Genomic DNA, 14,380 nt, shown 5'->3' with positions numbered 1-14,380 from the left:
TAGGTAATGTGACATAGGTCAATTTTTAAGTTATTATTTGCATCAATTTTGCTGTCCAACCAATCCCATCTGCTGCGGGGATTCCACATGTTATTGATGATAAAAAAGAATATAGAATGGCTTTTTAGTCACTTTATTTTGAATGCTGTTTTATTGGCTGTATTGGGCCTCCCTTATTTGCAATGGATAGAGGTCAGCAGCAGTAATAGGATAGCGTACGCTTATCTTTCGGCCACCCAGTTTGGCTGGTTTGGGTTATTTGCCTTTGCCATCACGCTGGTTTCACTCGCTCTGGTTTGGCTCCCGAGTCGCCTACTGCACAGTGCTGTGTTTGTAGCCTCTTGGGCCGTGAGCATTTTGTTGATGGTCGATATTGAAGTGTATCAACAGTACCGATTCCATCTTAGTGGCTTTGTGTGGGATTTGCTGTTGCATGGTGGACAGCAAGTGATCAGCGTGTCGTGGTATACCCTTGCGATGGCAGGCTTTATTGTCTTCGTGGTCGGCTTTGCCCAATGGCTTATCATGAAACTGGCGCAACGCATTCAACATTCACGTGGAGTTCGCTGGGTATCGGCGGTTTGGTTACTTTCATTGCTGAGTAGCCAGTTTATCCACGCTTGGAAAGATGCCACTTATGACAGTGAGATCCCAAGCTACAGCTATCACTGGCCGCTCTATTATCCGTTGACCGCAAAGCGCTTTTTCGACCAGCTCGGTGTTGTTGATGCGCAATCCGCCCGCCGTCAGCAGGTGGATTTTCATGCACCAACCAGCAGTACTCTCAACTATCCGCTACGGCCACTGCACATTGAACCGCCTACAGAGCGCCCAAACATTTTATTGATTGGGATTGATGCTTGGCGTTTTGATGATGCCAATCGCGATGTGACACCCAATATTGCTCACTTTGGTCAACAAGCCACGCGCTTTACTCATCACTTAAGTGGTGGAAATTCAACCCAAGCTGGCTTATTCAGTCTCTTTTACGGCTTACCCGCTACCTATTGGGAGGAGTTTCAAACCAGCCAAACTCGCCCACTGCTGATGCAAACTCTCGCGGATTTGAACTATCAGTTTGCTATTTACGGCTCGGCACCACTGAATAGCCCACCGTTTGACCGAACGATATTCAGCAAAGTTGCACAGCTACGTACAGTCACGCCCGGAGAAAACTCACCACAGCGTGATGAACGTATTACTGAGGATTTTTTGCACTTTTTAGAGCAACGGGATCGTAGCAAGCCCTACTTCGGTTTTCTGTTTTACGATTCAGCGCATGCGGCAGATTTCCCAACCTCGATGACACCGCCTTTCACCCCTTATTGGGAGCGAGTCGATCACATCAAACTCAACAACGACTTTGATCCCGAGCCGTACCATAACCGCTATCGCAATGCCCTCTATTACGCTGATAGTTTGATTGGCAAAGTTCTTGAGCAGTTGCAAGCCCGCGATGAGCTGCGCAATACCATAGTGATCATCACATCCGATCATGGTGAAGAGTTTAATGACAATCGACAAAATTATTGGGGACATGGCAGTAACTACAGCATGGCGCAGATCCATGTACCACTTTACATCTACATTCCTGACAAAGAAGGAAGCGTATTAACGCACAAAACCACCCACCTCGATATTGCGCCTATGTTGATGCAAGAAGTGTTAGGGGTACAAAATCCACTCAATGAATTTGCGTTAGGCTACCCGCTTTGGCAAGAGAGACCACAACGGGAATGGACGATTATCGGTAGTTACTTTAACTATGCGTTAGTGAGTGATAAAGAGATGTTGGTGAGCTACCCCACCGGGCGAGTCGAGACTCTCAATTCAGAGCTTGCCCCAGAGAAAGAGCGTCAAATTTCGACTCAGCAGATCATGCAAGCGCTTGAAGAGATGCGGCAATTCTTGCGCTAAAGGGAACCAGTTCTGGTAAAGCGGCTTTACCAGAACGTTTCTCGGCGTTTGGCTCGCGCGATGATATTTTCCGGCATCCTACGCTCTAAACCTTGACGCAGCAGAGCGATACGGTTGTGAGTACGCTGATCGGCGGTGACCGAGTTATATAACCAGCGGTAGGCATCTTCATAATCGAGGGGACTGCCGTAATCACGCAGTAACAGTTCAGCGAGCTGAATACGCGCATTAAGATTGCCCATTGCCGCCGCTTCACGCAGATAGGGGATCGCACGTTCTTTGTCTTGTTGAACTAAGGTGCCGCGTGAGTAGTAACGCCCAAGCTGCTCCAGAGCAGCAGGCAAACCTTGATGCGCCGCATTCTCCATATAGTAGAGACCCAGCTCAACATCCTGATCCACACACACGCCCCAAGCCAGCATATCGCCATACAAAAACTCATAAGAGGGCAGACTGATACGTGTCGCACGTGCGACAATATCTTCCACGATCTGGCAATTATCCGCTTTTACGCGCTCAAGATGCTTATTTTCTTCAATCAGTTTGATTAGCTCAGCTTCCGAATAGATAGGCACTGGCTCTCCTAAATCCGCTGCATAAGCAGGATTGTAAGAGGAGTGCCATGCAAGCAATAAGGAAGCGGCTACCGTTCGTAGCTTCATACCCGCACTCTTATAAACACCGGCAGTCACCACGCGCCGCATTGCACGTTGACCCGGATTGCTTTCTATATCGGCATTGAATGCAATCGCTTTAGCCCCGTTTACCGTTTTGCGGCAACTTTTTGCCACAGGCGCACAAAATACCACCAAGAGTATGGCAAAAAAAAGCCGACTCGGTGAGTCGGCTTACTGTTTTTTATCTCAAGATCACGCGCTGAATGGGTGAACTTTGATGATGGTTTCGTTGCGGTCTGGGCCAGTAGAAATGATGTCTACCGGAACGCCAGTCAGCTCTTCGATGCGCTTGATGTAATCCAGCGCTGTCTGTGGCAGTTCAGCCAGAGTTTTTGCACCGAAAGTCGTTTCAGACCAACCAGGCATAGTTTCGAAAATTGGCGTCACGTTTTCAAATGCGTCAGCGGCCATAGGTGAAACTTCAGCAATAGAACCGTCAGGCATTTGGTAACCCGTACAGATCTTGATCTCTTTCAGACCATCTAGAACGTCCAGTTTGGTCAGGCAGAAGCCGGTGACTGAGTTGATTTGGATCGCGCGGCGCATTGCCACTGCATCAAACCAACCACAACGACGCTTACGACCTGTGGTTGCACCAAACTCATGGCCTTTAGTGCCTAAGTGATCGCCCACTTCGTCAAACAATTCTGTTGGGAACGGACCGGCACCAACACGAGTGCAGTACGCTTTCGCGATACCAAGGATGTAACCTAGGTGACGAGGACCAAAACCAGAGCCCGCAGCAACACCACCAGCAGTGGTGTTTGAAGACGTTACGTATGGGTAAGTACCGTGGTCGATATCCAGTAGTGTACCTTGCGCGCCTTCGAACATGATTTTATCGCCACGCTTACGCGCTGCATCCAGTTCGTTGGTTACGTCGATAACCATAGAAGTCAGCAGTTCTGCATAACCCTTCGCCTGCTCCAGTACCGCTTCGTAGCTTACTGGTTCTACTTTGTAGAAGTGCTCAAGTTGGAAGTTATGGAATGCCATCACTTCTTGCAGTTTCTCAGCAAAAGAGGCCATATCGAACAGGTCGCCAACACGCAGACCACGACGAGCTACTTTATCTTCGTACGCAGGACCAATACCACGACCAGTAGTACCGATTGCTTTCTTGCCACGAGCGGCTTCGCGCGCTTGGTCAAGAGCAACGTGGTATGGCAGGATCAGAGGACAAGCTTCAGAAATGAAAAGACGCTCGCGAACAGGAACACCACGCTCTTCGAGACCAGACATTTCTTTGATCAATGCTTCTGGTGAAAGTACTACACCGTTACCGATGATGCATTTCACGTTATTGCGAAGAATACCGGATGGAATTAAGTGGAGAACGGTTTTTTGACCGTCGATTACTAGTGTGTGACCTGCGTTGTGTCCGCCTTGGTAGCGAACCACGTATTTTGCATCTTCAGTTAAAAGGTCTACGATTTTACCTTTACCTTCGTCACCCCATTGGGTGCCAAGAACGACAACGTTATTACCCATCTTTCCAAGTCTGATTGCTAGTTAAAAAAGGATTCTAGCACCGAATTTGAATCCTTGCAGTCATTTTTTAAGCATGAAAAATTCATATAAAACGGCTTTGAAAATCCATTCAGTTATTAAGAAAAGGTTATTCGTCAGCGTAAATTTTCACACTGAATTGACCATGGCGATCAATCTCCGCGCGATACATGCCAGAACTGTTCATGGCAAAGTGAAGTTCACCCTGCGCATCAATCGCAATTAATCCCCCTTCACCACCTACGCTTTTCAGTTCACCTTGCACCACGGTTTCACAGGCGGTATGGACATCTTCTTTGAGATAACGCATGCGTGCCGCAATATCGCCTGCGACCGCATAACGGATAAAGTACTCGCCCATTCCGGTGCATGAAATGGCGACATTGCCATTTTCAGCGATGGTTCCAGCTCCGATCACTGGGGAATCCCCCACCCGTCCAAAACGCTTGTTGGTGATCCCGCCGGTGCTGGTCGCCGCCGCCAAATTGCCCTGTTGATCCAACGCCACCGCGCCTACCGTGCCAAATTTCTTATCATCGGGATATTCACTTGGCGGCTCTTGTTCAGCAGACTCTGATTGATAGGAAGCTTCTGAAAGTGCAAAACGATCTTGCTGCTTCATGTTTTGCAGCTGTTCATAACGGCGCTCAGTGAAAAAATAGTCTTGCTCGGTATAAACATGCCCTTGCTGGAAAGCAAATTGCTCTGCCCCATCACCAATCAAAAACACATGATCACTATGACGCAGCACATCGCGCGCGAGTTGAATCGGGTTGCGAATATGACGCACGCCAGCAATCGCCCCAGCCTCTCGCGCTGCGCCATGCATCACCGAGGCATCCATCTCCACCATTTCATTGTGCGTCAGTACTGAGCCTTTGCCGGCATTAAACAGTGGCGAGTCTTCCAATACTGTCACCGCGGCCACCACCGCATCTAAGGCATCGGCTCCTTCAACCAGTAGCTGATGCCCGGCTCGCACGGCTTGCTCTAAAGTCGCGAGGATCTCCATGCGCAATGCATCACTCATCTGCTCACGCAAAATCGTGCCGGCACCGCCATGGATGGCAATCGCAAAAGGCTGTGTCATGACTTGTGTTCTCCAATAAGGTTAACCGTTTTATTTCGGCGTTTAGAATGGGCGTATAGTGCCAAAGTCCGCAATAAAAAAGCGCTAACCGGATCGCGGTTAGCGCTTTCAAATCTGTCGTACTACGAAAATAACGTACTACTTAGCGAGATGGGCTCACTATTAGTGAGAACCACAACCGCCGCCGCCACAGCAGCCGCCTTCTTTCTTACCGTGACCATGGTGATCGTGACCGTGGCCTTCGCCACCGCAGCAACCGCCTTCATGATCATGGTCGTGATCGTGACCACAGCCACCCGCTTGGTGGATATGACCGTGAGCAATCTCATCTTCCGTCGCTGCGCGCACGGCAACCACTTCTACGGTGAAAGTCAGTGACTGGCCAGCCAGCATGTGGTTACCATCAACCACGACTTCATCGCCATCCACTTCAGTGATTTCAACTGGGATTTGACCTTGGTCTGTATCGGCTAGGAAACGCATACCGACTTCCAGCTCATCCACTCCTTGGAACACGTCTGCAGGAACACGCTGTACCAGATCTTCGTTGTGTTCGCCGTATGCATCTTCTGGTGCGATAGTAACGGTGAATTTATCACCAGCCACTTTGCCTTCCAATTCACGCTCAAGACCTGTAATCAGGTTATTGTGACCGTGCAGGTAATCCAGCGGCGCATCAACAGTAGACTGATCCACCACCACGCCATCTTCGATAGTCAATTGGTAAGCAAGACTTGCTACCGTGTTTTTTTCAATTTTCATAACTGCTCCAGGGAGGTTGTCTCTTGACTGCCAAATGCAGGCCAAGAGAAGAATGTTGCCGATATTATGAAGATCACACGCAGAAACTCAATTACTCCGGCTTAAAAATCCCGATCATCAGCTCATTCGCATGCTCACTCTGCTCGACGGATTTGGGTTTACGCTGTTCATGGAACCCACATTCGACGCACTCAACCAGCTCAATGCTGTTCTCTACCCACCATTGCAACGTATCGGCGGTCCGGCATTGTGGGCAGTTTGCGCCAGCGATAAAACGTTTTTTCTGTTTCACGAGATTGTACTACTCCTTTTCCCAATATCGGCGTGAGAGCTGGTCACTGTCCATCTCACGGCTAAATATTTCTTCAAGTTCAGTACGCGCTTCTTTGGCGCGCAGTTCGAGTTGTTTATCTTCATTATGTTGCGGTAGCAATTCTTTGAGCATGGCTTTATCGAGACGATGAAAATGCTCTTCGGCACGTTTCGCTTGATAAGGATGCATGCCAAGTTGAACCAAGGCTTTGCGCCCCAAGTCGAGTGCGCTCAAGAAGGTTTCTCGGGTGTAATTTTGTACACCGAGACTCATCAGTTGATAAGCTTCGACCCGACTGCGTGCTCGCGCCAACAATTTCAGATTCGGAAAATGCTGCTGACACAGCTCCACTATGGTGATCACTTGCTCAGGGTCATCGGTACAAACCACCAAGGCCTCTGCTTGCTCAACACCCGCGGCGCGTAATAGTTCCAGATTGGTGGCATCCCCATAAAAGACTTTGTAGCCGTATTTACGCAGTAAACGCACTTGGCTGGCGTCACTTTCCAAAATAGTGACTTTGATTTTGTTGGCGTACAGCAGACGCCCCACTATCTGACCAAAGCGGCCAAAACCGACAATGATCACTCGCGGCTCTTTATTTTCGACATCCGGCGTCAGTGGGTTTTCTTCAATATTGAGCTGGCGGACAAACCAGTATTTTTGGGCAGAGAGTAATAACGGCGTGGTCACCATAGAAAGGCTCACCACCACCAGAAGGAAGGAGACTTGCGAGGCCGTCAGCAAGCCCTCCGCACTGGCGGCGGTAAAAATCACGAAGGCGAATTCCCCCCCTTGGCTTAAAATCGCCGCCATTTTGCTGCGCGCTTTGGCAACCGTACCCGACAGGCGTGCCAGCAGATAGAGCACTAGACCTTTGACAATCACTAAGCCCAACACGGCCAGCATAATCTGCAGAGGCTTGACGAGTAACAAACCCACATCCACTGCCATACCCACCGAAATAAAAAACAGACCAAGCAATAAGCCTTTAAAAGGATCGATAGCGATTTCTAGCTCATGACGAAACTCGCTTTCTGCGAGGATCACCCCAGCTAAAAAAGTACCTAGCGCCATCGAAAGACCAACCTTCTGCATCAGCAACGCGATGCCAACCACCAAGAGCAAAGCCGCGACAGTAAACAGTTCGCGCACGCCACTTAATGCGATGTATCGAAACAACGGGTTAAGCAGAAAATGTCCGCCCAGCAACAAAGCGGCAATTCCTCCCGTCATCCACAGGGCATTCAGCCAATCGCCACTGCTGTTTCCAGCGAGGATTGGCAGCAGTGCCAACATGGGGATCACCGCAATGTCTTGAAATAGCAGCACCGCAAATCCCGATTGTCCCGCTTCAGTACGCGTTAAGCCGTGCTCTTCAATCACGCGCAGAGCGATCGCGGTCGATGAAAGCGCCAGTGCCATACCAATGACTAACGCACTTTGCCAACTGACACCCAGTAAATACGCGACACTGGAAAGCGCCGCAGTGGTCACCACCACTTGCGCGCCGCCTAGCCCTAAAATGGGGCCGCGTAGATTCCACAGTTTTTTCGGGTTGAGCTCTAAGCCAATCAGAAACAGTAGTAGCACCACGCCAAACTCAGCAAAATGCATAATGGCTTGCACATCGCGGATCAAGCCCAGTCCCCATGGACCAATCGCAATCCCCGCCAGCAAATAGCCAAGCACAGAGCCTAATCCCGCGCGCTGCGCAAGGGGGACGGCAATCACTGCAGCGCTCAGAAAGACGACACTGCTACTGAGAAAATCACTGGTCAGTGGCGTCATACGGCTCTCCTTGCCAGTGGGCGATCTCTTGTAGCCATTGCCGATAACGCTCTGCATGCTGCGCACGCTCTTGATCACTGATGTTGCGTGACCAATACAGCACCAAAGGCTCAATCCAGTGCATCTGACACAAAGCCGCACTGAGCTCGAACGGCTGCAGGATTTCATTCAGCGGATAACGGTTATAACCACGTTGATCGTAGGCGGTGTGGTTGCCGCCGGTGGTGATCACACTGCGCCAAAGTTTCCCTTTCAGCTCACTCTGTTTACCGAAGGCGAAACCTTTGCTCAACACGCGATCAATCCACTCTTTTAAAAGCGCTGGGCAAGAATACATATAGAGGGGATGTTGCAACACCAGCACATCATGTTCCCGCAAGCGCTGCTGCTCGGCATGCACATCAATAAAGAAATTGGGGTAAGTGGCGTAGAGGTCGATAATCGAAACATGCTCTAAATCAGCAATCTTTTCCATCATCACCTGATTGGCAACGGAATGTTGTGGATCGGGGTGCGCATACACCACCAGCACTTTGGCTTTCGTTTGCTCTCGGTTGACCAAGTTGCGCACTCCGCTGATTTGTTACTAATCCGTTACTCAGCATCATAACCCAATTTGTATAATGATCGACATTTATCCTTATTCCACCTACTATTCCGAGCGAAAATTCAACGGGCGATAAACGATTTTTTATGATTACCTTTTCTGAGATTCAGCTACTGCGTGGCGGTAAACCACTCCTTGAGCAAGCTTCAGCCACCATTCATCCCGGCGACAAAGTCGGCTTAGTGGGCAAAAACGGCTGCGGCAAATCCACTCTCTTTGCACTGCTGAAAGATGAACTCACCATTGATGCGGGCTCCTTCAGTAAACCAGCGCACTGGGAGCTGGCTTGGGTTGCGCAAGAAACCCCGGCGCTGGATCGCACAGCATTGGAATACGTCATCGATGGCGATCGCGAATATCGCGAACTTGAGCGCCAATTGATGGACGCAGAAGCGGCCGACAACGGCACCAAAGTGGCCGAATTGCATGGCAAAATCGAGATGGTCGGTGGTTACAGCATTCGCGCTCGCGCCTCAGAACTGCTTGATGGCTTAGGCTTTACTCAAGAGCAGATGAGCTGGAGCCTGACCCAATTTTCTGGTGGCTGGCGGATGCGTTTAAACCTCGCGCAAGCGCTGATTTGCCGCTCAGATTTACTGCTGCTCGACGAACCGACCAACCACTTGGATTTGGATGCGGTGATGTGGCTGGAGCGTTGGCTGCAAAGCTACCCCGGCACGCTGATCCTGATTTCCCATGACCGCGATTTCCTCGACCCAATCATCAATCGCATTGTGCATATTGAAAATCAGACGCTGAATGAATACACGGGGAACTACTCGTCGTTTGAAACTCAGCGCGCACAGAAAATGCTTCAGCAACAAGCCATCTATCAAAAGCAACAAAAGCAGATGGCGCACATGCAAAGCTATATTGATCGCTTCCGCTATAAAGCGTCGAAAGCTCGCCAAGCCCAAAGCCGGATTAAAGCGCTGGAGCGGATGGAAAAAGTGCTGCCCGCCCAGTTTGATAACCCGTTCAGCTTTGAATTTCGTGAACCTGCCGCGCTGCCGAACCCGATACTAATGATGGATCAGGTCGCGGCGGGCTACGGCGATAACCTCATCCTCGAGAAGATCCGCCTCAATCTGGTGCCGGGCAGCCGCATCGGTCTGCTTGGTCGTAACGGCGCAGGTAAATCCACCTTGATCAAACTGCTCTCGGGTGAACTCAAACCGCAATCGGGTGATTGCACTTATTCGCAAGGGGTGAAAATTGGTTACTTTGCGCAGCATCAGTTGGAAACACTGCATCCAGAAGAGACGCCACTGCAACACATGATGCAAATCGCGCCAGACAAAAATGAGCTCGAACTGCGTAACTACTTAGGCAGCTTTGGTTTCCATGGTGAGAAAGCACTCGAAAAAGTCGCGCCCTTCTCGGGTGGTGAAAAGGCCCGTTTAGTGCTGGCGCTGATTGTGTGGCAAAAGCCCAACTTACTGCTGCTTGACGAACCCACCAACCATTTGGATTTGGACATGCGTCAGGCGCTAACCCTTGCGCTACAAAGCTATGAAGGCGCCATGGTCATTGTCAGCCATGATCGCTACTTGCTGCGTGCTACCACCGATGATCTCTATTTAGTGCATGATCACCAAGTCGGCCCGTTTGATGGTGACTTGAATGACTACTACAAATGGCTTACCGATCAGCAAAAAGCCGAGCGTAAAGAAACCCAACCGACCAATACTGCGAATAGCGCGAACAGTGCCGCTGCGAAAAAAGAGCAAAAGCGCCGTGAAGCCGATTTTCGTAAGCTCACTGCGCCAATTCGCAAAAAGCTGACACAGTTAGAAGAGAAACTCGATAAGTTGAACCACGTTGTCAGTGAGATGGAGGCACAATTGTCGGACACCTCACTGTACGAAGCACAGAATAAAGCGACACTGACTGAGGTGTTGGCTAAACAAGCCGCCGCCAAATCCGAGCTTGAGCAAGTCGAGCTAGAATGGATGGCCGAGCAAGAAACCTTGGAAGAGATGGAACGGGAGTTCAACGGATAAATGAGTGATGAGCACGCCAAACCAAGATTAACACTGGAAAGACTCTGGCAATTCAGTTTGCAGTATTACAGTGTGCGCGAGGTAAAAGAGGCGTGCTTACGATTGCAAAATAGCCATCACGGCAATGTCAATCTGCTGCTGTTACTCAAATGGCTAGATGAACAGCAGCTCACTTTTGCGGAAACTGACTGGCCGACGGTGCTGGAATGTTTGAGTCATTCGGAAACTCTGCTGCACGATTTTCGTGATTTGCGGCGGCGCTTGAAAAGCCATTTGCCAGACACGCTCTATCGCGAGGCTCTGCAGTTTGAGCTGCAATTAGAAAAGCAGCAACAAGCGGATTTGGTCCATTGTCTCAATCGAATGACACTTCATCCTGCGCAAGATCTATCGCTCACTCTGCAATACTGTAAAATGCTTGGCGCAGAATACTTAGCCGAGCTTTTTTCAGCTCCGTACCGAGAATCCGATACTCCAACATCATGACCACGTTTATTGCTGCCAAGGGGCTGAAAAATCCCCACTTACAAACTCTGCTGCCTCGCTTGCTGCGAAAACAGCCGCTGTTTAGTGCCGAATGGCAAACGCTATTCACGCCCGATGGTGATTTTCTCGATCTGGCTTGGAGCGAAGATTGGCGCACACCGCACGCGCAGCGTAAGCCGCTGTTTGTGTTGTTCCACGGCTTAGAAGGCAGCTTCAAAAGCCCTTACGCGAACGGCTTGATGCACGCCTTTGCACGGCAAGGCTGGCTCTCGGTGATGATGCATTTTCGCGGTTGCAGTGGTAAACCCAACCACTTAGCACGCGCTTACCACTCTGGCGAAACGGGTGATGCGCGTTTTGTGCTGGAGTACCTACGTAAACAATTACCAGAGCGTCCGATCGTTGCCGTCGGTGTTTCACTCGGCGGTAACATGCTCGCCAACTATCTTGCGCAGTATCGGGATGATCCTATCGTCACGGCCGCCACCTTGATTTCCGCGCCACTCGATTTAGCCGCCTGCTCACAACGTATCGAACAGGGCTTTTCCAAAGTATATCGAGCCTATCTGCTCTCTTCATTGAAGAAAAATGCCATTGCGAAATACCCACTGCTGGAAAACGCTTTGCCACTGAGCCCTGAGCGGATCCGCGCGATCGCTAAACTCGCCGAGTTTGATGATGTGATCACCGCGCCGCTGCACGGTTTTCATGATGCTGCCGATTATTACCAGCAGTGCTCTGGGATTAAACAGCTGACTCAGATCCGCGTCCCGACTCAGATCATCCACGCCAAAGACGATCCTTTTATGACTGAAGCGGTGATCCCCAATTTTCCGCTACCTGACAATATCCGCTATCGTCTCTTCGAGCATGGCGGCCATGTGGGTTTCCTGAGCGGTTCATGGCTTAAACCGTATTTTTGGTTAGAGCAAGCTCTACCCGAGTATTACGCACCGCTGCGAGATAATTTTCTACAGCCCAGCTAATCCACGATCCCTTCTCCACAGATGAAAGCGACATTCAAACGACTGAGCGTGGCGGCAACTCGTCGTTTCTTTCAGTCATACAAAAGAACCGTCATAAAAAAGCGCCATCATAAAATAAAGAGGTATTTATGATCATTCCATGGCAAGAGATTGCGCCAGACACACTCGACAATTTGATCCGTGAATTTGTGCTGCGTGAAGGCACCGACTATGGCGATATTGAAGTCTCGCTAGAAGAGAAAATTGCTCAGGTACGTACTCAATTACAATCTGGACAAGCTGTGATCGTCTATTCAGAATTGCATGAAACCGTGGATATTAAATGCCATCCGTTTTAGCCATGCCGTGACGACAGCATTTTCCGTGCTATAGTCATTTTTCGGAAGGTGTCTAAGTTAGCACCAAAATCAAGGACTTAAAGGACAAGGTTTGTCATGTCAGCCAAACATCCGATTATTGCGGTGACCGGTTCTTCCGGCGCCGGTACCACCACCACCTCAGAAGCCTTTCGCAAGATGTTCAATATGATGAACATCAAACCCGCTTGGGTGGAAGGAGACAGTTTCCACCGTTTTACTCGCCCAGAAATGGATGTGGAAATCCGCAAAGCGCGTGAGCAAGGCCGCCATATCAGCTACTTTGGCCCGCAAGCCAACGATTTCCCTACACTGGAAGAATTCTTCCGCCAATATGGAAAAGTAGGCACCGGCCAAGTACGCCGCTACTTGCACACCTTTGATGAAGCGGTGCCGTATAACCAGATGCCAGGTACATTTACCCCTTGGCAATCACTGCCTGAAAACTCCGATGTGCTGTTTTATGAAGGCTTGCACGGCGGCGTCGTTGATGGCGATGTTAATGTCGCGCAACACGTCGATTTTTTGATTGGCATGGTACCTATCGTTAACCTTGAGTGGATCCAAAAATACGTGCGCGACACGCGCGATCGCGGCCATTCACGCGAAGCGGTGATGGATTCGATTGTTCGCTCAATGGACGACTACCTTAAATTCATCACCCCGCAATTTTCGCGCACCCACATCAACTTTCAACGTGTGCCTACGGTCGATACTTCGAACCCACTCAATGCCAAAGGCATTCCAACGCTGGATGAGAGTTTTGTGGTGATCCGTTTTCGTGGCATCAAAAACGTCGATTTCCCGTACTTGCTGGCGATGATTGATGGCTCGTTTATGTCACGCCACAACACCATTGTCGTCCCCGGCGGTAAAATGAGTTTTGCGATGGATTTGATTGTGCGCCCGCTGCTGCAACAACTGATCGAAACGGGAAAAATTGGCTAGATCCGACCAGTGATGAATGCTTACTTTTCATACCGTGATCATGTGCACAGTTTTGCGTAGCAAATCGGACTACTGACACGATTAAAATCAAGAAATCGATTTCGAAAAAGGATACTATTCTTAACCGAAACACAAGATAGCTTGCAGCCTTGGGTAACACCTCTTATTCTAGTAAGCCCAATTGAGGCTTCGCTAAAATATGGATAGCGGCAAGCGTACCCTGCAGAGGAAGTGAGATTATTATGGTTCTAGGTAAACCTCAAACCGATCCAACACTAGAGTGGTTTCTTTCACATTGTCACATTCATAAGTACCCATCAAAAAGCACGCTGATCCACGCGGGTGAGAAGGCGGAAACGCTGTATTACATCGTAAAAGGTTCAGTTGCGGTACTGATCAAAGATGAAGAAGGTAAAGAGATGATTCTCTCTTACCTGAACCAAGGTGATTTCATCGGTGAACTCGGCCTGTTTGAAGAAGGTCAAGAGCGTACCGCTTGGGTTCGTGCCAAAACACCGTGTGAAGTGGCTGAAATCTCATTTAAGAAATTCCGTCAGTTAATCCAAGTTAACCCAGACATTTTGATGCGCCTTTCAGGTCAAATGGCTCGTCGTCTGCAAGTGACCAGCCAGAAAGTTGGCGACCTTGCGTTCCTAGACGTAACTGGCCGTATCGCACAGACTCTGCTGAATCTTGCACGTCAGCCAGATGCGATGACTCACCCTGATGGCATGCAAATCAAGATCACTCGCCAAGAGATCGGTCAAATTGTTGGCTGTTCTCGCGAAACCGTTGGCCGCATCCTGAAGATGCTGGAAGAGCAGAATCTGATCTCTGCCCACGGTAAAACCATCGTGGTTTACGGCACTCGCTAAGCATTTCCGATAAAAAATAGCCACCCTGCGGTGGCTATTTTTATTTGTACGATGCGCTAG

The 14,380-nt window shown here is 49.7% G+C and carries 14 protein-coding genes; 7 read left to right on the top strand and 7 right to left on the bottom strand.

What is annotated here, in order from left to right; genetic code table 11:
* The first annotated feature begins 87 nt into the window (after positions 1 to 87).
* Positions 88 to 1,917, top strand: coding sequence for a DUF3413 domain-containing protein (locus CEQ48_RS06020; RefSeq protein WP_198301218.1), 1,830 nt, complete (start codon positions 88 to 90; stop codon positions 1,915 to 1,917).
* 26 nt (positions 1,918 to 1,943) lie between these two features.
* Here the strand turns inward: CEQ48_RS06020 and motX are convergent, their stop codons facing one another.
* The 7 genes from motX to kefG form a co-directional block, all read right to left on the bottom strand.
* A complete protein-coding gene (gene motX, locus CEQ48_RS06015) occupies positions 1,944 to 2,579 on the bottom strand; it encodes a flagellar protein MotX (RefSeq protein WP_001883957.1) in 636 nt (211 codons plus the stop codon).
* Between the two features lie 207 nt (positions 2,580 to 2,786).
* Positions 2,787 to 4,085: an adenylosuccinate synthase gene (locus tag CEQ48_RS06005; RefSeq protein ID WP_000527934.1), complete on the bottom strand. Its 1,299-nt coding sequence runs from the start codon at positions 4,083 to 4,085 to the stop codon at positions 2,787 to 2,789.
* Between the two features lie 127 nt (positions 4,086 to 4,212).
* Positions 4,213 to 5,193 carry an isoaspartyl peptidase/L-asparaginase family protein gene (locus tag CEQ48_RS06000; protein WP_089070638.1) on the bottom strand — a complete coding sequence of 327 codons (981 nt, stop codon included), beginning with the start codon at positions 5,191 to 5,193 and terminating at the stop codon, positions 4,213 to 4,215.
* A gap of 162 nt (positions 5,194 to 5,355) precedes the next feature.
* A complete protein-coding gene (slyD, locus tag CEQ48_RS05995) occupies positions 5,356 to 5,955 on the bottom strand; it encodes a peptidylprolyl isomerase (protein ID WP_089070637.1) in 600 nt (199 codons plus the stop codon).
* 91 nt (positions 5,956 to 6,046) lie between these two features.
* Positions 6,047 to 6,247 carry a YheV family putative zinc ribbon protein gene (locus tag CEQ48_RS05990; protein WP_089070636.1) on the bottom strand — a complete coding sequence of 67 codons (201 nt, stop codon included), beginning with the start codon at positions 6,245 to 6,247 and terminating at the stop codon, positions 6,047 to 6,049.
* A 9-nt stretch (positions 6,248 to 6,256) separates the two neighbouring features.
* On the bottom strand, positions 6,257 to 8,059 hold the full coding sequence (kefB, locus tag CEQ48_RS05985; protein WP_089070635.1) for a glutathione-regulated potassium-efflux system protein KefB: 1,803 nt from the start codon (positions 8,057 to 8,059) through the stop codon (positions 6,257 to 6,259).
* Positions 8,040 to 8,630, bottom strand: a complete 591-nt coding sequence (kefG, locus tag CEQ48_RS05980) for a glutathione-regulated potassium-efflux system ancillary protein KefG (protein WP_001245312.1) — start codon at positions 8,628 to 8,630, stop codon at positions 8,040 to 8,042. Before kefG ends, kefB begins: the two co-directional genes overlap by 20 nt.
* 122 nt (positions 8,631 to 8,752) lie before the next feature.
* Here kefG and CEQ48_RS05975 point away from each other — a divergent pair, with 122 nt between their 5' ends.
* From CEQ48_RS05975 to crp, 6 genes are all read left to right on the top strand, one after another.
* Positions 8,753 to 10,669: an ABC transporter ATP-binding protein gene (locus CEQ48_RS05975; protein ID WP_089070634.1), complete on the top strand. Its 1,917-nt coding sequence runs from the start codon at positions 8,753 to 8,755 to the stop codon at positions 10,667 to 10,669.
* On the top strand, positions 10,670 to 11,155 hold the full coding sequence (locus CEQ48_RS05970; RefSeq protein ID WP_001278735.1) for a TIGR02444 family protein: 486 nt from the start codon (positions 10,670 to 10,672) through the stop codon (positions 11,153 to 11,155).
* On the top strand, positions 11,152 to 12,141 hold the full coding sequence (locus tag CEQ48_RS05965; protein ID WP_089070633.1) for a hydrolase: 990 nt from the start codon (positions 11,152 to 11,154) through the stop codon (positions 12,139 to 12,141). The genes CEQ48_RS05970 and CEQ48_RS05965 overlap by 4 nt, the downstream gene beginning before the upstream one ends.
* A gap of 128 nt (positions 12,142 to 12,269) precedes the next feature.
* Complete coding sequence (locus CEQ48_RS05960; protein WP_000586561.1) at positions 12,270 to 12,479, top strand: YheU family protein; 210 nt, start codon at positions 12,270 to 12,272, stop codon at positions 12,477 to 12,479.
* A 96-nt stretch (positions 12,480 to 12,575) separates the two neighbouring features.
* Positions 12,576 to 13,445, top strand: coding sequence for a phosphoribulokinase (locus tag CEQ48_RS05955; protein WP_001274667.1), 870 nt, complete (start codon positions 12,576 to 12,578; stop codon positions 13,443 to 13,445).
* A 242-nt stretch (positions 13,446 to 13,687) separates the two neighbouring features.
* Positions 13,688 to 14,320, top strand: a complete 633-nt coding sequence (gene crp, locus CEQ48_RS05950; protein ID WP_000242749.1) for a cAMP-activated global transcriptional regulator CRP — start codon at positions 13,688 to 13,690, stop codon at positions 14,318 to 14,320.
* Positions 14,321 to 14,380 lie beyond the last annotated feature (60 nt).

Origin of the sequence: Vibrio tarriae (assembly GCF_002216685.1) — a bacterium.
Classification (GTDB): domain Bacteria; phylum Pseudomonadota; class Gammaproteobacteria; order Enterobacterales; family Vibrionaceae; genus Vibrio; species Vibrio tarriae.
The sequence above is the reverse complement of the archived record's forward strand: the minus strand, read 5'-3'. Positions and strand labels throughout refer to the sequence as shown.

What these genes read in the sequence shown, in the direction of transcription:
- CEQ48_RS05975 (WP_089070634.1), top strand. Translation starts at nt 8,753, where the DNA reads ATGATTACCTTTTCTGAGATTCAGCTACTGCGTGGCGGTAAACCACTC.
- CEQ48_RS06000 (WP_089070638.1), bottom strand. Translation starts at nt 5,193, where the DNA reads ATGACACAGCCTTTTGCGATTGCCATCCATGGCGGTGCCGGCACGATT.
- slyD (WP_089070637.1), bottom strand. Translation starts at nt 5,955, where the DNA reads ATGAAAATTGAAAAAAACACGGTAGCAAGTCTTGCTTACCAATTGACT.
- crp (WP_000242749.1), top strand. Translation starts at nt 13,688, where the DNA reads ATGGTTCTAGGTAAACCTCAAACCGATCCAACACTAGAGTGGTTTCTT.
- CEQ48_RS05955 (WP_001274667.1), top strand. Translation starts at nt 12,576, where the DNA reads ATGTCAGCCAAACATCCGATTATTGCGGTGACCGGTTCTTCCGGCGCC.
- CEQ48_RS05965 (WP_089070633.1), top strand. Translation starts at nt 11,152, where the DNA reads ATGACCACGTTTATTGCTGCCAAGGGGCTGAAAAATCCCCACTTACAA.
- CEQ48_RS06020 (WP_198301218.1), top strand. Translation starts at nt 88, where the DNA reads ATGTTATTGATGATAAAAAAGAATATAGAATGGCTTTTTAGTCACTTT.
- CEQ48_RS05960 (WP_000586561.1), top strand. Translation starts at nt 12,270, where the DNA reads ATGATCATTCCATGGCAAGAGATTGCGCCAGACACACTCGACAATTTG.
- motX (WP_001883957.1), bottom strand. Translation starts at nt 2,579, where the DNA reads ATGAAGCTACGAACGGTAGCCGCTTCCTTATTGCTTGCATGGCACTCC.
- kefB (WP_089070635.1), bottom strand. Translation starts at nt 8,059, where the DNA reads ATGACGCCACTGACCAGTGATTTTCTCAGTAGCAGTGTCGTCTTTCTG.
- CEQ48_RS06005 (WP_000527934.1), bottom strand. Translation starts at nt 4,085, where the DNA reads ATGGGTAATAACGTTGTCGTTCTTGGCACCCAATGGGGTGACGAAGGT.
- CEQ48_RS05970 (WP_001278735.1), top strand. Translation starts at nt 10,670, where the DNA reads ATGAGTGATGAGCACGCCAAACCAAGATTAACACTGGAAAGACTCTGG.